Origin of the sequence: Nonomuraea sp. NPDC049269, assembly GCF_043197155.1 — a bacterium.
Classification (GTDB): domain Bacteria; phylum Actinomycetota; class Actinomycetes; order Streptosporangiales; family Streptosporangiaceae; genus Nonomuraea.
Genome location: NZ_JBICSO010000001.1, coordinates 1,389,769 through 1,409,315 on the forward strand (window position 1 = coordinate 1,389,769; position 19,547 = coordinate 1,409,315).

The window sequence follows — 19,547 nt, forward strand, 5'->3', positions numbered from 1 at the left end:
AGGGAGCGGATCTTGACCACTCATGTTCAGCGGCTGGCAGAGTTCGCGGTGGATTGTCGTGATCGGGGCGTGCCCGCCGGGGTACGCGACGACGTGACGGGCCGGGTGCTCGACGTGCTCGGCAACTGCCTGGCCGCCTACGCGGAGCCGGAGGGTGACGCGGCCCCGGCCGTGCTGCGGGCCGTACGGCGCTGGCAAGGGAACGGGGAGGCGACCGCGATCGGGAGCGGCGACCGGCTGCCCGCGCCGTCGGCGGCGCTGGTCAACGGCACGCTGGCGCACGCACTCGACTACGACGACACGCATCTGCCGTCCGTACTGCATCCGAGTGCCCCCGTGGTGCCCGCCGCGCTGGCCGCGGCGGAGGCCACGGACGCGTCCGGCGCGCGGCTGATCGCGGCCGTGGCGGCGGGCGTCGAGGTGTGCAACCGGCTCGGCATGGCCTCTTACCTGCCGGAGGCGGGAAACTCGCTGTTCTTCGAGAAGGGCCAGCACGCCACGTCGATCTGCGGCACGCTCGGCGCGGCGGTCGCGGCCGGGCTCCTGTACGGCTTGGACGCCGACGGCATCGCGCACGCCGTCGGGGTGGCGGCCAGCATGGGGGCCGGCCTGCTCGAGGCCAACCGTACGGGCGGCACGATCAAGCGGGTGCACTGCGGCTGGGCCGCCCACTCGGGCGTCACGGCGGCCGTGCTCGCGCTGGAGGGACTGACGGGGCCGCCCACGGTGCTGGAGGGCCGGTTCGGCTTCTTCCAGGCGTGGCTCGACGGCCGGTTCGACGCCGAGGCGCTGCTGTCGGGTCTGGGCGAGCGGTGGGAACTCCTGCGTACGGTCTACAAGCCGTATCCGACGAACCACTTCACCCATCCGGCCATCGACTGCGCCCTCGCCCTGCGCGCCGGCGACCTGTCCCCCGCCGACATCGAGTCCGTCGAGCTGGGGGTCGCGGCCCCGGTGCTGCGTACCATCGCGGAACCCCGGGCCGACAAGGTCAAGCCGAGCTCGCCGTACCACGCGAAGTTCTCGGGACCGTACACGGTCGCGGCGGCGCTGCACGGCGGCGGCGGGCTGGGGCTGTCGCTGGACGACTTCGCCGCCCTCGATCCGGAACGGCTGGCGCTGGCCGAGCGGGTGCGCTGCGTGGCGGACGAGCGGGCGACGGAGATCTTCCCGCGCGCGTTCGCGGCCGTGCTGCGGGTACGGCTCCGCGACGGCTCGCTGCGGGAGCACCGGGTCGACTCGTCCCGAGGCGGCCCGGAACATCCGCTGACGCCGGAGGAGCTGGCGGTGAAGTTCCGCACGAACGCGGGGCGGGCACTGGGCCCCGACCGCGTGGCGGCCCTCGTCACGGCCGGCCGCAGCCTGCCCGAGACCCTCACCGTGGCACCGCTCCTCCACCTGACGATCGCCTAACCGCTCCTCCCACTGACGTTCTTCGAGCGGTCCGTCGTGGCCGGGGTCGCTGTCTCCTGGAACGTGCCCTCTGAGGACACCGCCTCCGACGGGGACGGCGGCATCACCTCGCGCGTGTCGTGGAGCGGCGGCAACTGCGCGGGCTCCTCGCGCTGAGCAGACCCCAGCGCAGCCGCTGCCTCCCGTTCGGACACCTCAGGAGAAGGCTCAGGCGCTTCGCGGGCGGTTTCCCCCTGGGAGGTCACGGCGGGAGCCGGCTCCTCCCCCGGCGCGACGTCACGGCCCATCCGGTCGAAGAAGCGCAGCAGCTCCACCGGCAGCGGCATGATCAGTGTCGTCGTCTTCTCCGCCGCCACCTCGACCACCGTCTGCAGCAGGCGCAGCTGTAACGCCGCGGGCGTCTCGGACATGATGGCCGAGGCGTCGGCCAGCTTCTGGGCGGCCTGGAACTCCCCGTCGGCGGTGATCACGCGGGCCCGGCGCTCGCGTTCGGCCTCCGCCTGCCGCGACATCGAGCGCTTCATCGACTCGGGCAGCTGCACGTCCTTGATCTCGACCCGGTCGATGTGGATGCCCCAGCCGAGCGCCGGGCTGTCGATCATGAGGGCGAGGCCCCTGTGCAGCTCTTCGCGGTTGGACAGCAGGTCGTCGAGCTCGCTCTTGCCGATGATCGACCGCAGCGAGGTCTGCGCCACCTGTTCGACAGCGAACAGGTAGTCCTGGACCTCGATCGCCGCCCGCAGCGGGTCCTGGACGCGGAAGTAGACGACCGCGTCGACCCTGACCGAGACGTTGTCGCGGGTGATGCCTTCCTGGGTGGGGACCGGCATGGTGACGATCTGTACGTTGATCTTCTTCATCCGGTCCGCGAAGGGAATCAGGAAGGTCAGCCCCGGCTGACGTACCTGTCTTTGAGCCCGGCCGAAGCGGAAGACGATGCCTCGTTCGACCTGGTTGACCACCCTGACGAAGCTGAATGCGGTCCAGAGCAGGATCACGGCGATGACGGCGAAGAGAATGCTGCTGACCATGATGGTGTCCCTTCCGCATCGAGCGTAGGCCGGTCATGGCGAGGTGGTCCACCGTGGCCCGTCGGGGGTGTCCTCGACGAGCACGCCGCCGCTGAGCATCGCCGCCCGCAGCGCGTCGGCGTCCCCGTAGCGGCCCTGCCCGCGCAGGTCGTCGCGGAACGACAGGAGGGGCTCGACGAGAGAGCGCAGGCCGGCGGTGGTGGACACCTCGGCCAGCCGGGCGATCAGCAGCCGCATCAGCTCTCTGGCCTCGTCGACGCCGCCCGCGTCCTCCTCGGTGTCGGCCGCCCACTTGACCAGCTCCGCCTCCAGGTCGAGCACGGCGCGGGCGGCCGCGACCAGGTCGGGCTCCGCCGCCGCGCACTGGAAGCGCCGCTCGCACGAGCGGACCGTCTCCTCCAGGGTGATCTGGGCCGGCGCCGGAGCGGTCGCGGGGCGAGGCGGCGGAGCGGCCACGGCACGGCCGCCTTCGGCCAGGTGGCGGAGCTCCCCCAGGTCGATGCGGGTGCCCGCGGGCAGAACGACCTGCGAGCCTGGACACCGTACGGTCAGCCCGCCGCGGCCCGCGACCTCGACGGTCTCGGCGTCGAGGTCGAGGACGACCGCGGTGTGCTCGTCGATGCCGAGAACGGCCGTGCCCGGCGGCAGCTCGCGTTCCATCCGGGACAGCCGCCGCTCGCCCAGGTAGCAGTAGCGGGTGTCGTGGGTGCCGCCTTCGGCGTTGTCGAAGTGCGGGATCAGGACCGCGCGCAGGCCGAGCGCCGCCAGCAGGTCGAGGCCCTCGCGCCAGTGCGGCTCGGCGCCCACCTTGTAGATCTCGTAGACCGGCACCGTCGCGAGCCCGGCCGTGCAGGCGGCGGCCGAGGCCAGCACGGTGACGCCCTGGCGGGCGCGGACGCGGGCCCGCAGATCGCCCGCCGTGGGCGTGGCCGTCCAGCGGTCGAGCGCGTACGTGGGGCTGCCCGGACCGGAGAACACCCAGTCGGCGCCGGCTGCTCCGGTCGCCACCTCGACCTCCAGGCCGACGCTCCGGGCGAAGTATCGGCGGGCCCGGGCGGAGATGTCGGCCGCGTTCTCCTGGAACGCGTAAGGCGTGTCGAGCAGCACGGCCCTGGCGCCCGCGCGCAGCCGCTTCGCGGCGGAGCGGTGGACCTCCACCATGGTCGGGCTCGTCTCGCCCGACCCCATGAGCACCAGCAACCCGGACATGCTGTCCGCCTCTCTCTTCGCGCCCCACCGACCGCAAGCAGTGCGAAGTAATCGCTTTTGCATATGACTGGCAGTAAGTTGTGGGCGGTGACGGGAAGACACGTGGTCTCGGTCGAGACGCTCATGCTAAGGGCGACCACTGACAGTAAGTGGGCGTATCGGCGTGCCACCACCTTGCCGCGCCCCGGAGAGGCTCCCGACCAGGCAGCGCGGCGAGTCTGCGGAGTCGCGGCCGACGCACCCGCGACCGTCGTGCACTCCACGAGCTGGCGCTACCGGCCCGAGGGAGAGATCGTCCTCACGTACGCGGTGTGCCCCGATCCGGAGCCCGAGTTGCCGGCCATCGAGCTGCCCGCCCTGGAGATCGTCATCGGCGACGCGCCCGCGAAGCCCGCACCGGACCGGATCGAGGTGGCGAACGTCGTCGCGCACGCCATCCGGCACCTGGCCTTCCTGGTTGACGAGGACCCGGTCGTGCGGCAGGCGCTCGCCCACCACCCGGACGTCGTCACGGCCCTGAACCCGGCGTTCGCGCCCTGCTCGTAACCGGCCGCGCCTTCACCCCGTGGACCCGGAGGAACGCCACCGCCTCCGGCGGCCGAATGCCTGCATCGGCTTCTCGATGAAGCGGTACGCCAGGGCGCTGGCCAGCAGGACCAGCGTCATGGCCAGCACGGCCAGGCCGAGCTGCAGCGGCAACGGCGACCGGCGCAGGTCGCCGCTCACCTCGACGAAGAACTTCAGCAGCGGATGGTGCACCAGGTAAAGCGAGTAGCTGATCAGCCCGAGCCAGGTCAGCACCCTCGGCACCCGCCTGCCGCGCAACGCCATCCCGCCCGCGAACGTCACACCGGCCAGCACGATCGTGGTGATCCACACATCCGGCTCGACCCACCACCAGCCGGACTCGATCGCCCAGACGGGGGCCAGCGCGACCAGCGCCGCGGTGGCGGCCACCGGCCACAGCCCGCCCGTGCCACGCTCCCACCGCTGGATCGCGGTCCCGGCGAACATCACGCTCAGCACGGCCACGCCCATCCACGGCACCCGGCCGCCGAGGACCAGCAGCGCCACCGCCATCAGGCCCAGCACGCAGGCGGCCTGCGTACGGAATCTGCCGGAGATCACGCACGCCAGCCCGGCGAAGAACACGGCGCCCGAGGCGTAGGCGAGCCAGCCGCCGTCCAGCACGGCCCCGGCGAGCAGCAGCCCGACGATCACCGAGCCCGCGGCGAACAGCACCGCGAACAGGCCGCTCCGCTCGTGCTGCCGGGTCACGAACAGCGCGGTGACGATCAGGTAGAACACCATCTCGTACGAGAGCGTCCACATGGTGTCGGCGACACCGCCGACGCCCACCACGTCGAGCAGCATCGTCGCGTGCCCCACCACGGCCGTCCCGTCGCGGGGCACCTCCTCGCGCACCGGCACCCACCAGGCCGCCGCCAGCACCAGAGCGGCCACGGCGAGGTAGAGCGGGTAGAGCCGGAAGACCCGGCTGACCCAGAACGCCCGCACATCGCCGTGCCGCTCCAGCGACATCGGGATGATGTAGCCGCTGACCAGGAAGAACACCAGGATGCCGTAGACGCCGAGACTGAACCAGTACGGCCGGAGAGCCGGCAGGAACCAGGGCAGCAGGTGCTCGGCCACCACCGCGAGCGCCCCGATGCCGCGCAGGGCGTCGAGCCAGGCGAGGCGGTTCGGGGTGTGGGTCGTACTGGGCTGAGTCGCGGCGGGGGCGATCGACACCCGCCCCAACCTACCCTGACCCGAACTAGTGATGCCCCCGCTTTCAGCGGTGGCTGGTCAGCGGGGCGTGGTGGTCGGCGCCGGCCGGGCCGTGGGGGTCGGTGTGTACGGTGGCGGCGCGTAGTTTGGGCAGGTCGTGGATGAGGCGGTGTTCGGCCGCCACCGCCACCGCGTGCGCGTTCACGAGCGAGAGGTGGTGGCTCACCAGGATGTCCACCTCGGCGTGCAGCGCGTGGCCGATCCAGCGCAGCCGTACGGAGCCGACGCGTTCGACCCCCTCGACGCCGCCCAGGATGGCTTCGGCCTCGTCGACGAGGGCCGGGTCGACGGCGTCCATCAGCCGGTGGTAGATCTCGCGGGCGGCGTCCCGCAGCACGAAGCAGATGGCGACGGTGATGAACAGGCCGACGATGGGGTCGGCCAGCGGGAAGCCCAGCGCCGCGCCACCCGCGCCGATGAGCACGGCGAGGGAGGTGAAGCCGTCGGTTCTGGCGTGCAGCCCGTCGGCGACCAGCGCGGCGGAGCCGATCTGCCTGCCGACCCCGATCCGGTAGCGGGCCACCCACTCGTTGCCGAGGAACCCGACCACGGCCGCCGCGGCCACCCACCCGACGGCCCGCATGTCCCGCGGATCGAACAGCCGCGTGATCGCCTCGTACCCGGCCAGCCCGGCGGAGGCGGCGATGATCAGCACGATGGCGATGCCGGCGAGGTCCTCGGCCCTGCCGTACCCGTAGGTGAAGCGGCGGGTGGCGGCGCGGCGGCCGAGCGAGAACGCGATCGCGAGCGGCACGGCGGTGAGCGCGTCGGCGACGTTGTGCAGCGTGTCGCCGAGCAGCGCGACGGAGCCGGACATGACGACGATCACGGCCTGGACGGCGGCGGTGACCAGCAGCACGCCGAACGAGACGGCCAGCACGCGCAGCCCGCGACTGCTGCCCTCCAGGGCGGCGTCGGTCTTGTCGGCGCTGTCGTGGCTGTGCGGCGCGAGGGCATGCCCGACCTTCGAGACCAGCCCCTTGATCCCGCCGACCCCACGCTTACCCTCATGACCATGCCCGTGCCCGTGGCCGTAGCCGTGCTCAGGTCCGGCTGAAGGGCTGGAATCGTGCTTATCGGTCATAGCACTCCTCACTCCGCACTTGCCCAACGAATCCGCGCAAGCCACTATATGTAGTCATGTACGCACGCGACAACGTCTCAGGTGCCACCCAAGCGCAACAGCAACCCACTCCCGCGCAGGTGAACAGCGCCGTCGACGCGTTCCGGATGCTCAGCGACGCCACCCGGCTCAGGCTCATGTGGCAGCTGTCGTCAAGCGAGCTGGACGTGAACTCGCTCTCGGAGGCGGTCGGCGTGGCCCGCCCGTCGGTCTCCCAGCACCTGGCCAAGCTCCGCCTGGCGGGCCTGGTCGACACCCGCAGGGACGGCCGCCGCGTGCTCTACCGCGCCCGCGACGGCCACGTCCGCGCGCTCATCGCCGAAGCCCTCTTCCACGCCGACCACGAGGTCTCCGGCCTGCCACCGCACGACTAGCCTGCGGACGTCACCAGCCGATGTGGTTCTTGCCGGAGACGAGCGAGCGGGCGATGACCAGCCGCTGGACGTCGTTGGTCCCCTCGCCGATGGCCATCAGCGGCGCGTCCCGGTAGAGCCGCTCGACCACGAACTCCTGCGAATAGCCGTAACCACCGTGAATGCGCATCGACTCCAGCGACGCCTTCAACGCCACCTCAGAGGCGAAGTATTTGGCCATCCCCGCCTCCATGTCGACCCGCTTCCCGCTGTCGGCCTGCGAGGCCGCCCAGTAGGTCAGCAGCCTGGCCGCCTGGATCTCGGTCGCCATGTCGGCCAGTTTGAGCTGTACGGCCTGGAAATCGGCGATGGGCTGGCCGAAGGCGTTCCGCTCGCGGGCGTAGCCGATCGCGGCGTCGTAGGCGGCCTGGGCGACGCCGACCGCGCGGGCGGCGATGTTGATCCGCCCGATCTCCAGCCCGCCGAGCACCTGCTGCATGCCGCGCCCCTCGACCCCGCCGAGCAGCGCGTCCACGGGCACGCGTACGCCGTCGAGCACGACCTCGCACGTCTCGGTCCCCTTGTAGCCGAGCTTGGGCAGATCCCGGCTGACCCCGAACCCCTCGGCCGCCGGGTCGACGAGCAACACCGACATGCCCTTGTGCGCGGGCTCGGTGACGGACGTCTTCACGAGTACGGGCAGCGGGTCGGCATGGCGGGCGTTGGTGATCCATGTCTTGGTGCCGGTCACCACATAGTGATCGCCATCACGGACCGCCCGGGTCTGGATCCCCTGCAGATCCGTCCCGGCACCGGGCTCGGTGAGCGCGATCCCGGTACGGCGGGCCCCGGTGGCCAGATCGGCGAGATAGCGCGACTTCTGCTCCTCGGTGCCGTGCCGAGCGATCATCCAGCAGGCCAGCGAATGAGACCCGATGGTCCCGGCGACCCCCATCCACCCCCGGGCGATCTCCTCGAAGACCAGCGCGAACGACACCATGTCCGCCCCGAGCCCGCCATACTCCTCAGGCACCGTCAGCCCGAAGAGCCCCATCGCCTTCATCTTGTCCACGATCTCGGTGGGGTAGCGCCCGGAGTGCTCCCACTCGATGGCGACGGGCATGATCTCTTTGTCGACGAACGCCCGAAGAGTCTCCCGGAAGGCCCTCTGGTCATCGTTCAGCTGGAAATCCACCGGCTCCTCCTCAGAAAAACCACGGCCGGGGCCAAGAATACGCGCGTCGAAAACCCCGGCCCCGCCCACCGGAGGAGCGTCTCCCTGGACAGACCTGAGCCCTGTACGGCGGGTGGGGTCCACCGGGCCGGCCGTACAGAAAAGAAAGAAGCCGATCAGCGGCCGGCCACAGAAGAGGTCTGTCGCCGGCCGCTGATCAGAAGGTCTGTCGGGGAGCGGTCAGCGGCCGGCTCCGGAGATCGGTGTGGGGAGCACCGGGGAGAGTTTGGAGACGACGGCGACGATGCGGGCGGCGCGTTCGAGTTCGGCGCGGTGGAAATGCGGCCCCTCCGCCCGTGCGACGACCACGTGCAGCCCATGGGTGGCCACCGGCAGCAGCATCAGCCGCAGATCGTCGGCCGCCCGCGTGGCGGCCCTGAGCGGCGGAGGTTCGGACAGTTCGAACACCGCGGGCGCGGACACGCTGGCATGGCGGACGACGTCACCCGCCAGCGCCAGCGACCACTCCGCGCCGCAGAGCCCCGGCAACGCGTCCACCAGGGTCGCGATCCCCCGCGACGGCTCCGACGCGACGTGCATCAGCAGGTCGTAGTCGGGTGCCGCGCCCGGGATGTCCTTGGTCGGCCAGGCGCCCTCGACGCGTACGCCCGGCACGGCGGAGAGCCGGTCGCGTACCTCGTCCGCGGTCACCGTCCCCGGCCAGGACACCGTGAAGTCGTCCACCGCCCGGCCCGTCTCCCGTTCCAGCACGGTGACCTGAAGAATGTCGGCGCCCAGCGCGCCAAGCGCCCGCGCGACCTGGCCCAGGCCTCCGGGCCGGTCCGGCAGCGACACCCTCACTCTGAGCAGCATGACCCGCCCCCTTTCCAAGAGGCTCTCACAGTGCCCGCGGAAGGTTTCCAGCATGTTCCACGCATATGTCATGCATGCTGCGGTTATATCCAAGGATGGACCGCTAATCCGGCATTGACGATAAAGGTTCGCCCAGCGCCACCTGCGGCTTTGCGCAGGCGGCGCCCAAGAGCGTGGAGATCAGGCGAACACGTCCTGCTGATAACGGCCCTGCTCCTCGAGAGCCGCCAGCCATCCCGCTCCGTCCGCGCCGGTCTTGTCCCGGTGGATCGCGAGCAACGCCCGCCGCACCGCGGGCGCCATGCGCAGCCCGTCGCCGCAGACGTACACGTGCGCGCCCGCCTCCAGCAGTTCCCACACCTCGTCCGCCCGCGCGGCGACCGCGTCCTGCACGAACCGGTACGGATGCCCGGCCACCGCCGAGTAGGCCATGGTCACGTGCACCCCGTCAGCCGCCGCCCAGTCCTCCACCTCGGCCCGGTAGAGCCAGTCGTGCGCGGGATGGCGGCACCCGGCGAACACCTCGGCCCGCCCGGTGGCCCCGGTCAGCGCCCGCTCCTCCAGGAACCCCCGCAGCGGCGCGAACCCGGTGCCGGGACCGACGAGGACCACCGGCGTGGCGGGGACCTCGGGCAGCCGGAACGGCGGCGCGGGCACCCGGATGTAGCCGTAGAAGGTCTCTCCGGGAGCCAGCCCGGCCAGGTAGGCCGAGCACATCCCGCGGTACTCGCCGCTGCCCGACCAGGCGGGCCCCTCCACCAGCCCGACGGTGATCCTGACCAGCCCGGGGTCGGCCAGCGGCGAGGAGGAGACGGAGTAGTAGCGCGGCCTGATCGGCCCGGCCATCTCCAGGAAGACCGGCAGCGGCAGCTCGATCGCCGGGAAGCGGTCGAGCAGCGCCAGGGGCGAGACCCGCTTGGCCAGGATCTCGTCGGCGTAGTCGGCGGTCAGCGCGTCGAGCTGGCCGCGCGTCCACGGGCACGAGGTGTGGGCGGCCAGGGCCGCAAGGTCCGACCTGGTGGCCACCTCCTGGAGCTCGGCGAACTCGGTCAGCAGCAGCCCGGCCGTCACCGGCGTGTCCACGGGCAGGTGCGTGGCTCCGCTGGTGCGCAGCCGTACCACCTGCTCGCGGGGGACGCGCAGGCAGCGCAGCGCCCACTCCACCAGCTCCGGGTCGTTCTTGGCGAAGGCGGCCATGTGGTCGCCCGCCGAGTAGGTCACGCCCTCGGGCAGCCTGGCCACGATCGACCGGACGCCGGGACGCGGCGCCTCCAGCGAGAAGTCCCACAGCCCGGCCGGGTCGCCGGTCAGCTCCTCGTTGGACACCACGGTCAGCGGGAACGCCCGCGCGGAGACGACCGAGGGCCGCACCTCGGCCTCGCTGAGCACCTCCATCTGGTAGCGCGGCCCCGCGTCGGCGGCCGACGCGCTGTACTCCTCCGCCGTCGCCGCCCACAGCTTGGCGGTCCACGCCGACACGTCGCCGTCGAAGTCGCCGTCGGCGTCGGCCTCGCCCCGCTCGATCAGCGGCACGGCACCGGCCGCCGTCAGCTTGGCGAAGGCGCGGCGCGGGAAGTCCTGGTACGTGGGCCACTGGGTGTTGCCGCAGCCCAGCAGCGCCAGCCGTACACCCGACAGGTCGGGCAGCTCCTCCAGCGCGTCGAAGCGCTGGGCGTTGTCCGGCGCCTTGCCGTTGTAGGAGGAGGCGACCACCAGGAACAGCCCGTCACTGGGCGGGTCGAGCTCGTCGAGGGTGGTCAGCGTGGTCGCGAAGCCGGCCCGCCCGGCGCGCTCGGCCAGCCGTTCGGCGATGTCGGCGCAGGTGCCCAGGTTGGAGCCGTAGGCGATGGTGAGCGCGACGCCGGTGACGGCGATGTCCTGCTGCTCGGCCGTCTCGACCGGCTGTTCGAGCGCGGCGGCGCGCTCGTGGGGCCGGCGCTCGCGGACCCGGACGGTGAACCCGTCGGGCTTCAGCGTGAGCGTCTGCTTGATCTTCATCTTGTAGACGGCGGGGTCGGAGACGGCGAAGCGGCGCAGGATCATCGCCAGCGCCAGCCTGGCCTCGGTGAGCGCGAACTGGCGGCCGATGCAGGCCCGCTCGCCGTTGCCGAACGGCTTGTAGGCGGCGGGGTGGTGGTGGCGCTTGTTCTCGGGCAGCCAGCGGTCGATGTCGAACTCGTCGGGGCGCTCCCACGCCTTCGGGTTGCGGTGCAGCGACGGCAGCAGGATGACGACCGGCGTGCCCGCCGGCACCTCGTACTCGCCTCCCAGGGTGGTGTCCTCGATGGCGTTCACGCTGATGGCCGGGATCGGGGACCAGGAGCGCAGCGTCTCCTCCAGGATCCGGGAGATCACGTCCAGCTTCATGACCGTCTCGTAGGTCGGCGGCTCGTCGCCCGGCAGCAGCCGGTCGACCTCGTCATAGGCCAGGGCGAGGGTGTGGGGGTCGCGCAGCAGGTTGTACAGCGCGAAGGAGAGCAGGCCGCTGGTGGTCTCGTGCCCGGCGATCAGGAAGGTGAGGACCTGGTTGCGGATGTTCTCGTCGGACAGCCGGGCGCCGGTCTGCGGGTCGGACGCCTCCAGCATCAGGCCGAGCAGGTCCTTCGTGGCCGCGCCGCCCTCCGCGCGGCGCCGCCTGATCACGTCGTCGACCAGCTCGCGCATCAGCTCGATGTCGGCCCGGTAGCCGGCCTCCTGCTTGCGCCTGAGCTTGGTGACGACGGGGAGCTGCTGGTTGCGCAGCATCGCCTCGGTCAGCGCGCCGCCCATCGCGGTCAGGAACGGGTGCAGCTCCGGCGAGTCGAAGGAGTCGAACCGGTAGCCGAACCCGGTCAGCGAGATCGTGTCGAGGGTGAGCCGGGTCATGTCGTCGGCCACCGGCAGATCCTGCCCCGGCCGTCCCGCCCAGGACTCGACGAGCTGCTCGGCGACCTCCAGCATCTGCGGGTAGTACGCCTTCATCGAGCGCTGGCTGAAGGCCGGCATCAGGATCCGGTGCGCATGGCCCCAGACGGGCTCGTCCGGCCGGGCGGTGAACAGCCCGTCACCCGCGAAGTCGCGGACGATCGACAGGGGCGGGTTGATCTCCTTGCGGAACCGCGTCTCGTCACACGCCTCGGCCACCAGGTCCGGATCGTGGATCACCACGATCCGGCGGCCGAGCAGGTCGAGCTGGAAGATGCCCTCCGGATGTGCCCGTGCGACCTGCTCGAAGTAGGCGATGGGCGAATGCGAGGGGATCTGGAGCGCGTTGCCGAAGACCGGGAGCCCTCGTGGGGCGGGGATCTCTCTCATTGCGTACTCCCGTTGGGTAGCCATACACCGTATGGCTGACGCTACCATACGGTGTATGGCAGTGAGCGCGCGCAGGGGTACCCCGCTGACCCCCGAGGAGATCTACAACACGGCGTTGCGCCTGGTGGACGAGGTCGGCGTGGAAGGGCTGTCCATGCGCAAACTGGCCGCGGAGCTGGACGTCAATCCCATGTCGCTGTACCACCACGTCGAGAGCAAGACGGCGCTGATCTCGCAGATCTGCGCCTCGCAGGGGCTCCGTATGGAGTTGCCGGGGGAGGATCTCCCCTGGCGGGAACGGGTACGCCTGCTGGCGCACGCCTACCGCTCGCTGTCGCGCGACCACCCGAACATGTGGCGCTACGTCCACTCGCATCCGGAGATCATCGCCAGCCGGACGGGCGGGCTGTGGGACGTGCTGTTCTCGATCCTGGTGACGGTGGGGGTGCCGGAGAGCGAGCTGCGGCGGACGGCTGATGTGCTGTACGGGTTCGTGACCGGCCTGGTGTTCGCCGAGTCGGCCGGGCACATCGGGCAGGGCCAGGACTCCGCGGAGGCCGACCGGACCTTCGAAACGGCGATCGACCTCATCATCCGCGGCCTGGGCGGCTGACCAACGTCAACCGGGGCCATATCACCGTGATAGGGGTCGTTTGCCATCTATGCCAATCCCTAGCAACCGCTAGCTTGACAAGCACCCCCACAAAGGAGTGCTCATGCGGAGTAAGCGCTGGCCTCTCTTAGGCGCCACCATCGTGGCAGCCTGCCTGGCCACCACCCCCCTGACCCCCGCCGCGGCGGCCTCGCCCTCTCCCGTCCCCTCGGATTCGACCCCGCCGTCCTTGATCGACTCCCTGGAACGTGACCTCGGCCTGTCCGAGCAGCAGGTCATCACCCGCCTGGCGAACGAGCAGCGCGCGGCCGCCACCGAAGCCGCCCTGACCTCCTCGCTCGGCGCCGCCTTCGGCGGAGCCTGGCTGAACGGCGACGCCTCCAAGCTCCTGGTCGCCACCACCGACCCCGCCACCACCGCCGCCATCGAGGCGAAGGGCGCGCAACCCGTACTCGTCACGCGGACGCTGGCCCAGCTCACCGCGGTCAAGGACCAGCTCGACCGGGCGTCGGACCAGGCCAAGGCCGGCGCGTCCCTGTGGTACATCGACGTGACCACCAACAGCGTCGTCATCGTCGCCGGCCAGCAGGCGGCCGGTGACACGCTCGCCACCGCCGCCGGCGTCGACCGGAACGCGGTCCGCGTGACCGTCTCCAGCGAGCAGCCGCAGACCTTCATCAACATCATCGGTGGCGCGCCCTACTACATCGGCTCCAGCCGGTGCAGCGTCGGCTTCGCCATCACCCGCGGCACCACCCCCGGCTTCGTCTCCGCCGGGCACTGCCGGGTCGCCGCCAACACCACCAACCCGACGGGCACCTTCCAGGGCTACTCGTTCCCGGGCAACGACTACTCCTGGGTCGCGGCTCCCGGTAACACCGCCACGCCGTACGTACGCGGCTCCGGCGGCGCGAACGTCACCGTCCGCGGCTCCACCGTGGCCGGCGTCGGCTCCTCCATCTGCCGCTCCGGTTCGACCACCGGCTGGCACTGCGGGACCGTTCAGCAGCTCAACGCCACCGTGAGGTACTCGCAGGGCACCGTCACCGGCCTCACCCGCACGAACGTGTGCGCCGAGCCCGGCGACTCCGGCGGCCCGTTCATCTCCGGCAGCCAGGCCCAGGGCGTCACCTCCGGCGGCTCCGGCAACTGCACCAGCGGCGGGACGACCTACTTCCAGCCGGTCAACGAGATCCTCAGCACGTACGGACTGACCCTCCGTACAGGCTGACGGCAGCTCTTCCTCGCGTGCCCGGTGCCCCTCGGTACCGGGCACGCTTCCTGTGTGTCCTGCGGCGCACACGCCAACCGTCCGAAAAGTTATGTCTAATCGTCTATTGACATAACTTATGGCGACAACCAGTATTTTGGCATGTCAGGACGCGAGCTTCTCCTCCACGTGCGGATCCGCAAGGCGCTGGAAGATCGCATCCGTGGCGGCCAGTGGGGGCCCGGGACCCGGATCCCCACGGAGGTCGAGCTCTGCGAGGAGTTCGAGGTCTCGCGCATCACGGTGCAGCGGGCCCTGCGGGACCTCGCCGACGCCGGGCTCATCGTCCGGTTCCGTCGGCGCGGCAGCTTCGTCGCCCAGGCCATCGGCCAGCACAACCTCCTGCGCTTCACCGGCCTGCTGATCCAGGGCCCGGAGACGCACGGGGATCATCAGGTCATCTCAGCTCAGGTGCTCCCCGCCGAGGGAGCGCGCCTGCGGCTGCCCGGCGTCCCGGACGCGGAGGCCGTCATCCAGATGGAGCGCCACAAGCTGGGCGCGGACGGTCACGTGCTCAACACCGAGCTGCACGTGCTGCCCTTCCGGCTGGCGCCCGACCTGCTCGACCAGCCGCTGGAGCCCCTCACCACCCACGCCTACCTGCGTGACCGCGGTGTCGAGCTGGTGCGGGCCCGGATGTACGTGGAGCCGTACGTGCTCGGCGACGACCAGGCCGCGCTCTTCGGCCTCGCCCCGGGCACGCCCGTCTTCCGGTGGCTGCGCGAGACCTGGACCCGCAAGGGAGATATCGCCGAGCTCCTCGAAATGATCGTTCCGACCGGTTCCGAGCGCTTCTACGTGGAGACCGACCTGCGCGGGGCCACCGACCACAGCTGACCTTTCCGCCCCCCTACAAGCCCCATACGTGGGCTTCGCCATGCCCAGGATCGGAGTGCTCATGACCTCTGTCGCCGTCATCGGCACCGGCACCGTCGGTTCGATGGCCCTGTGGCGGCTCGCCGGACGCGGCATCCACGCGGTCCCGCTGCTGCGCGAGGCCCGCGAGCTGTGGGCCGAGCTGGAACGTTCCGCCGGTCGTCGCCGCCGCGTCCGCCGCCGAGCGCGCCGGTGCGCGGATCGCCCGCTACACACCCGTTCACGAGATACGACCCGACACCGACGGCGTGACGGTCATGGCCGAGGACGGCGAGCACCGCTTCACCCACGCCGTGCTCGCCCCGGGCCCCTGGGCGCCCGGCCTGCTCCCCGAACCGGTGGCCGGACGGCTCACCACCAAGGCCATCACCTCGACCTGGTTCCCGCGCCGCGACGAGACCCTGTTCGCCCCGGACCGGTGTCCGATCGCCATCCGGGTCGGCGAACCCGCCTACTCCTGCTTCCCCTCGGTCGACGGCGTCGGCGTCAAGGTCAACCTGCACGTGCCGTGGGAGCCGATCGGCTCACCCGAGTCGCTGAGCCGTACCGTCCCCGTCTCCTACGTCTCGCAGGTCGCCGCCGCGGTGGCCGGGACGCTGCCCGGTCTGCGCCCCGATCCGGTGCGCATCGCCACGTTCTGCGAGGCGTTCACGCCGGACGGGCACGGGCTGCTCGGCCGGTACGGCGCCACCGGCCGTACCGTGCTCGCCACCGCGTTCAGCGGGCACGGCTTCAAGCTCGCCCCCGTCTTCGGCGACATCATCGCCGACCTGGTCGAAACCGGCGCAACGGCGCGCGAGATCGACCATCTCGCCCCCTCCCGGAGGTTTTCATGACACGCAGCTCCCTGGCCGCCGTCGGCCTGGCCGGAACCCTCGGCCTCACCGCCTGCGGCGCCCCCGTCCCGTCCGCCGCCCCCGGCACCCTGGTCGTGGCCGGCTACGGCGGTTCGTACGAGGAGGCGTTCAAGCAGTCGGTGATCCCCGGCTTCGAGAAGACCTGTGGCTGCAAGGTCTCCTACATCGCCGGCAGCTCCACCGACACGGTGGCCAACCTCAAGGCCCAGCAGAACGCCCCGCAGATCGACGTCGCGCTGATCGACGACGGACCGCAGGCCCAGGCCGTGCGGGCCGGGCTGCTGGCCTCCAGCGCGTTCACCCTGCTGCTCGCCCACCTGGTGCTCACGGTCCCCTACACGGTGCGGCTCGTGCTCGCCGGGCTCGCGGGCCTGGACCGTTCGGCCGAGAAGGCCGCCGCCGGACTGGGCGCGGCGCCGTTCCTGGTGTTCTGGCACGTGACGTTGCCGGCCGTACGAGGGGCACTGATCGGCGGCGCGTTCTTCGCCTTCATCACCTCCTTCGACGACCTCACCGTGGCCCTGTTCGTGGTCACCACCGACCTGCAGACGCTGCCCGTCCGGATCTTCAACTACATGCAGTACGACTACGACCCCACGGTCACGGCCATCGGCACGCTCATGGTGCTGTTCGCCGCGGTCGCGGTCGTCGTGATCGAACGCTTCGTCGGCGTGGCCCGGCTGTTCGGCGCCGACGCCGAACAGAACCGCTGAGCCGTCCCCAACCGAGAGGAGTCAATGTGCGAGTCGTCGTCATCGGTGCGGGGGTGGTCGGATCCGCGATCGCGGCCGGGCTCACCCGGCGCGGCGCGCAGGTCACCGTCCTGGAGGCACGTACACCGGGATCCGGTACGACCTCCACGTCGGTGGCGTGGATCAACGCCAACAACAAGACGCCCAAGGAGTACTTCGACCTGAACCACGCCGCCGTGTGGGCGCACCACCAGCTCGCGGGCGGCTCGGGCGACTGGTTCTTCCCGACGGGCAACCTCGAGTACGCGGTGGGTGGCGACCATCGCGAGCTGCTCGAACAGCGCGTGCGGCGGCTGATCGGCATGGGCTACCCGGTCGAGCGGGTGACCGCCGGGCGGGCGCTGGCCCTGGAGCCCGACCTGGTGCCGCCGCCCGCCGGCACCGAGTACGTGTTCTTCCCCGGCGAGGCCTACGTCCTGGCGACGCGGCTGCTCGGGCGGCTGCTCGGCGAGGCGCGGGACCGGGGGGCCACGGTGGAGTGCGGGGCCGAGGTCACCGCCATCGACACGACGGCGGCGGGCGCGAAGGTGACGCTGGCCGACGGGCGTACCTTCGCCTGTGACGTGGTCGTCACCTGTGCCGGGCGCTGGACGCAGGGGGTCGCGGCGCTGGCCGGGATCGACATCCCGATGCTGGATCCGGTGGTGTCCGGCAAGGTCACCAACGGGTTCCTGGTCACCACCGCGCCGCTGCCCGCCCGGCTGTCCCGGGTGCTCACCACCGCCGGGCTCAACCTGCGGCCCGACGGCGGCGGCCGGGTGCTGCTGCAGTCCCTGCACCTGGACGGCCGGGCGGACCCGGCGGCCGCCGTGCCGGGCGAGGTCCTGGACGAGATCATGGGGTTGCTTCCCAAGGTGCTGCGCGCGACCGAGGGCGCGACGGTGGAGCGCGCGGTCGTCGGTCAGCGGGCGATGCCTGGTGACGGGCTGGCCGTGGCCGGGTTCGCGGACGCGGCGCGGCGGGTTTACACGGTGGCCACGCACAGCGGGGTCACGCTGGCGCCGCTGCTGATGGAGGAGGTGTCGGGCGAGGTGTTCGGCGAGGAGTCGGCGCTGCTGGCGACCTTCCGGCCGGGCCGCTTCACCGACGGCACAGCCGGCCCCACCCCCACCCCGGCCCGCAGGCCCGGCCAGCAGTAACCCGGGCGGTGGTGGCCTCCGGAGAGCGGTGGTTCGTTACCAGCGGTGGTGGACCTGAGGGCGGATCAGCTCGTCGTAGACGGCGGTGACCGCCACCCGGGTCTCCTCCGTGAGTGCGGGGAGCCCGGCCGCGGCGGCGTTGGCGGCGGCCTGGCGCGCGTCGCGGGCCCCCGGGATCACCACGCTGACCCCCGGCTGGTCGATGATCCACCGCAGCGCGAACTGGGCGGTCGTCATCCCCTCCGGCACCAGCGGCTTGAGCCTCGCCACAGCCCGCAGCCCGGTGTCGTAGTCGACCCCCGAGAACGTCTCGCCGACGTCGAACGCCTCCCCGTGCCGGTTGTACGCGCGGTGGTCGTCGTCGCCGAAGCGGGTGTGCTCGTCGTACCGGCCTGACAGCAGCCCGCTGGCCAGCGGAACGCGGGCGATGATCCCGACCCCGGCCTTGATCGCCGCCGGCAGCACCTCCTCCAGCGGCTTCAGCCGGAAGGCGTTGAGGATGATCTGCACGCTGGCGACGTTCGGCCGCGCGATCGCGGTCAGCGCCTCCGCGCAGGTCTCCACGCTCACGCCGTAGGCGGCGATCCTGCCCTCCTCGACCATGGTGTCGAGCGCGTCGTAGACCGCCTGGTTCGCATAGACGGGAGTCGGCGGGCAGTGGAGCTGCACCAGGTCGAGGGTGTCCACGCCGAGATTCTTCCGGGACCGGTCGTTCCAGGCCCGGAAGTTGTCCAGGGTGTAGGCCGACACCTCCTGCGGCACCCGGCGGCCCATCTTGGTGGCCACCGTCAGGCCGGGCCGTTCCTTGATCAGCTGACCGACGATGCGCTCGCTGCGCCCGTCGCCGTACACGTCGGCGGTGTCGATGAACGTCACCCCGGCGTCGACGGCGCCGTGCAGCGTCGCCAGCGCCTCGTCCTCCCCGACCTCACCCCAGTCGGCGCCCAACTGCCACGCCCCGAGGCCGACCACGCCGACCTGCCTGCCTGTCCTGCCCAGCTCACGCTTCTCCACATTCCCGATCGTACGACCACACTCCCCTCTGCTAGACAAGACGCAACGGTCAGTCTAGTCTTTGGATCATGTCCAACACTTTGCACTCTCCGCTGGTCCGTACCGTGCTCGACCGGCTGTTCGCCGCGGCGGATCGCGATGACGACACGCCGCACGGACCCATCCCCGGCGGCTCCTTGGCGACCGCCACCGCGCAGGAGCGCGCCGACGCGCTGGCGGCCCACTACCTGCCGATCTCCGCGCGAGGCGGCGACCTGCTCTACGCGCTGGTCCGGGCCGGTCGGCCGGAGACCGTCGTGGAGTTCGGCACCTCGTACGGGATCTCCACCCTCTATCTGGCCGCCGCGGTCGCGGACAACGGCACGGGCCAGGTGTTCAGCACCGAGATGAGCACGACCAAGATCACCGCCGCGCGGGCCAACCTGGATGAGGCCGGGCTCGGCGGCCTGGCGACGGTCCTGGCCGGCAACGCCCTGGACACTCTCGCCGACGTACCGGGGCCGATCGGCCTGGTGCTGCTGGACGGGTGGAAGGAGCTGTGCCTGCCGGTTCTCCGGTTGCTGGAGCCCCGGCTGTCGCCGGGTGCGCTGGTGGTGGCCGACGACATCACCTTTCCCACCATGGCCGACTACCTGGACTACGTTCGCGAAGCGGCGAACGGGTACGTCAGCGTCGCCTTTCCGGTCGAGGACGGCATGGAGATCAGCTGCTACACCGGCAACTGACCTGCGCCCCCAGACGGACTGTCTGACACCGGGGCGGCTG

General features: G+C 71.3%; 18 protein-coding genes. 10 read left to right on the forward strand and 8 right to left on the reverse strand.

Translation table 11 applies throughout. The features are described from left to right. Nucleotides 1-12: 12 nt before the first annotated feature. Nucleotides 13-1,413 (forward strand): MmgE/PrpD family protein, encoded by a 1,401-nt coding sequence (locus tag ACGFNP_RS06345; protein WP_393315480.1) that lies wholly within the window; start codon nt 13-15, stop codon nt 1,411-1,413. Here ACGFNP_RS06345 and ACGFNP_RS06350 read toward each other — a convergent pair. Both ACGFNP_RS06350 and ACGFNP_RS06355 read right to left on the reverse strand, forming a co-directional pair. Next, nucleotides 1,410-2,444 carry an SPFH domain-containing protein gene (locus ACGFNP_RS06350; protein WP_358326746.1) on the reverse strand — a complete coding sequence of 345 codons (1,035 nt, stop codon included), beginning with the start codon at nt 2,442-2,444 and terminating at the stop codon, nt 1,410-1,412. The two genes, ACGFNP_RS06345 and ACGFNP_RS06350, sit on opposite strands and share 4 nt — an antisense overlap. A gap of 33 nt (nt 2,445-2,477) precedes the next feature. Beyond that, nucleotides 2,478-3,653 carry a hypothetical protein gene (locus ACGFNP_RS06355; RefSeq protein ID WP_393315483.1) on the reverse strand — a complete coding sequence of 392 codons (1,176 nt, stop codon included), beginning with the start codon at nt 3,651-3,653 and terminating at the stop codon, nt 2,478-2,480. 87 nt (nt 3,654-3,740) lie between these two features. Between ACGFNP_RS06355 and ACGFNP_RS06360 the strand changes: the two genes are divergently transcribed. Further along, nucleotides 3,741-4,199: a hypothetical protein gene (locus ACGFNP_RS06360; RefSeq protein ID WP_358326740.1), complete on the forward strand. Its 459-nt coding sequence runs from the start codon at nt 3,741-3,743 to the stop codon at nt 4,197-4,199. 12 nt (nt 4,200-4,211) lie between these two features. On the opposite strand, the gene ACGFNP_RS06365 is transcribed toward ACGFNP_RS06360, so the two are convergent. Together ACGFNP_RS06365 and ACGFNP_RS06370 are read right to left on the reverse strand one after the other, a co-directional pair. Further along, nucleotides 4,212-5,405: an acyltransferase family protein gene (locus ACGFNP_RS06365; protein ID WP_393315486.1), complete on the reverse strand. Its 1,194-nt coding sequence runs from the start codon at nt 5,403-5,405 to the stop codon at nt 4,212-4,214. 43 nt (nt 5,406-5,448) lie between these two features. Next, entirely contained in the window at nt 5,449-6,528 is a 1,080-nt protein-coding gene (locus ACGFNP_RS06370; RefSeq protein WP_393315489.1) for a cation diffusion facilitator family transporter, read from the reverse strand. Between the two features lie 56 nt (nt 6,529-6,584). On the opposite strand from ACGFNP_RS06370, the gene ACGFNP_RS06375 reads away from it, so the two are divergent. Further along, on the forward strand, nt 6,585-6,941 hold the full coding sequence (locus ACGFNP_RS06375; protein ID WP_358326731.1) for a metalloregulator ArsR/SmtB family transcription factor: 357 nt from the start codon (nt 6,585-6,587) through the stop codon (nt 6,939-6,941). 10 nt (nt 6,942-6,951) lie between these two features. Here ACGFNP_RS06375 and ACGFNP_RS06380 read toward each other — a convergent pair whose 3' ends face one another. The 3 genes from ACGFNP_RS06380 to ACGFNP_RS06390 form a co-directional block, all read right to left on the reverse strand. Then, nucleotides 6,952-8,115, reverse strand: a complete 1,164-nt coding sequence (locus ACGFNP_RS06380) for an acyl-CoA dehydrogenase family protein (protein WP_358326728.1) — start codon at nt 8,113-8,115, stop codon at nt 6,952-6,954. Nucleotides 8,116-8,334: 219 nt separating this feature from the next. After that, nucleotides 8,335-8,967, reverse strand: a complete 633-nt coding sequence (locus ACGFNP_RS06385; RefSeq protein WP_358326725.1) for an ACT domain-containing protein — start codon at nt 8,965-8,967, stop codon at nt 8,335-8,337. Between the two features lie 180 nt (nt 8,968-9,147). Next, on the reverse strand, nt 9,148-12,261 hold the full coding sequence (locus ACGFNP_RS06390; protein ID WP_393315494.1) for a bifunctional cytochrome P450/NADPH--P450 reductase: 3,114 nt from the start codon (nt 12,259-12,261) through the stop codon (nt 9,148-9,150). Between the two features lie 55 nt (nt 12,262-12,316). Between ACGFNP_RS06390 and ACGFNP_RS06395 the strand changes: the two genes are divergently transcribed. The 6 genes from ACGFNP_RS06395 to ACGFNP_RS06420 all read left to right on the forward strand — a co-directional run bounded on the left by ACGFNP_RS06395 (nt 12,317) and on the right by ACGFNP_RS06420 (nt 17,768). Next, the gene (locus ACGFNP_RS06395; protein ID WP_393315497.1) at nt 12,317-12,874 is read left to right on the forward strand and encodes a TetR/AcrR family transcriptional regulator; all 558 of its coding nucleotides are present in this window, start codon (nt 12,317-12,319) and stop codon (nt 12,872-12,874) included. A gap of 103 nt (nt 12,875-12,977) precedes the next feature. Next, the gene (locus ACGFNP_RS06400; RefSeq protein WP_393315500.1) at nt 12,978-14,105 is read left to right on the forward strand and encodes a S1 family peptidase; all 1,128 of its coding nucleotides are present in this window, start codon (nt 12,978-12,980) and stop codon (nt 14,103-14,105) included. A gap of 141 nt (nt 14,106-14,246) precedes the next feature. Beyond that, nucleotides 14,247-14,981 carry a GntR family transcriptional regulator gene (locus ACGFNP_RS06405; protein WP_393315503.1) on the forward strand — a complete coding sequence of 245 codons (735 nt, stop codon included), beginning with the start codon at nt 14,247-14,249 and terminating at the stop codon, nt 14,979-14,981. A 68-nt stretch (nt 14,982-15,049) separates the two neighbouring features. After that, the gene (locus ACGFNP_RS06410) at nt 15,050-15,856 is read left to right on the forward strand and encodes an FAD-dependent oxidoreductase (RefSeq protein ID WP_393316606.1); all 807 of its coding nucleotides are present in this window, start codon (nt 15,050-15,052) and stop codon (nt 15,854-15,856) included. Continuing rightward, on the forward strand, nt 15,853-16,590 hold the full coding sequence (locus tag ACGFNP_RS06415) for an ABC transporter permease subunit (protein WP_393315506.1): 738 nt from the start codon (nt 15,853-15,855) through the stop codon (nt 16,588-16,590). Before ACGFNP_RS06410 ends, ACGFNP_RS06415 begins: the two co-directional genes overlap by 4 nt. Before the next feature lie 26 nt (nt 16,591-16,616). Then, complete coding sequence (locus ACGFNP_RS06420; protein WP_393315509.1) at nt 16,617-17,768, forward strand: NAD(P)/FAD-dependent oxidoreductase; 1,152 nt, start codon at nt 16,617-16,619, stop codon at nt 17,766-17,768. Nucleotides 17,769-17,804: 36 nt separating this feature from the next. Here ACGFNP_RS06420 and ACGFNP_RS06425 read toward each other — a convergent pair whose 3' ends face one another. Continuing rightward, nucleotides 17,805-18,782, reverse strand: a complete 978-nt coding sequence (locus tag ACGFNP_RS06425) for an aldo/keto reductase (protein WP_393315512.1) — start codon at nt 18,780-18,782, stop codon at nt 17,805-17,807. 68 nt (nt 18,783-18,850) lie between these two features. Between ACGFNP_RS06425 and ACGFNP_RS06430 the strand changes: the two genes are divergently transcribed. After that, nucleotides 18,851-19,507 (forward strand): O-methyltransferase, encoded by a 657-nt coding sequence (locus ACGFNP_RS06430; protein WP_393315515.1) that lies wholly within the window; start codon nt 18,851-18,853, stop codon nt 19,505-19,507. Nucleotides 19,508-19,547: the final 40 nt, after the last annotated feature.

Bases quoted from the DNA above. Each gene is read 5' to 3' on its own strand.
- ACGFNP_RS06350 (WP_358326746.1), bottom strand. From the start codon at position 2,444: ATGGTCAGCAGCATTCTCTTCGCCGTCATCGCCGTGATCCTGCTCTGG.
- ACGFNP_RS06355 (WP_393315483.1), bottom strand. From the start codon at position 3,653: ATGTCCGGGTTGCTGGTGCTCATGGGGTCGGGCGAGACGAGCCCGACC.
- ACGFNP_RS06370 (WP_393315489.1), bottom strand. From the start codon at position 6,528: ATGACCGATAAGCACGATTCCAGCCCTTCAGCCGGACCTGAGCACGGC.
- ACGFNP_RS06375 (WP_358326731.1), top strand. From the start codon at position 6,585: ATGTACGCACGCGACAACGTCTCAGGTGCCACCCAAGCGCAACAGCAA.
- ACGFNP_RS06385 (WP_358326725.1), bottom strand. From the start codon at position 8,967: ATGCTGCTCAGAGTGAGGGTGTCGCTGCCGGACCGGCCCGGAGGCCTG.
- ACGFNP_RS06390 (WP_393315494.1), bottom strand. From the start codon at position 12,261: ATGAGAGAGATCCCCGCCCCACGAGGGCTCCCGGTCTTCGGCAACGCG.
- ACGFNP_RS06395 (WP_393315497.1), top strand. From the start codon at position 12,317: ATGGCAGTGAGCGCGCGCAGGGGTACCCCGCTGACCCCCGAGGAGATC.
- ACGFNP_RS06400 (WP_393315500.1), top strand. From the start codon at position 12,978: ATGCGGAGTAAGCGCTGGCCTCTCTTAGGCGCCACCATCGTGGCAGCC.
- ACGFNP_RS06405 (WP_393315503.1), top strand. From the start codon at position 14,247: ATGTCAGGACGCGAGCTTCTCCTCCACGTGCGGATCCGCAAGGCGCTG.
- ACGFNP_RS06415 (WP_393315506.1), top strand. From the start codon at position 15,853: ATGACACGCAGCTCCCTGGCCGCCGTCGGCCTGGCCGGAACCCTCGGC.
- ACGFNP_RS06430 (WP_393315515.1), top strand. From the start codon at position 18,851: ATGTCCAACACTTTGCACTCTCCGCTGGTCCGTACCGTGCTCGACCGG.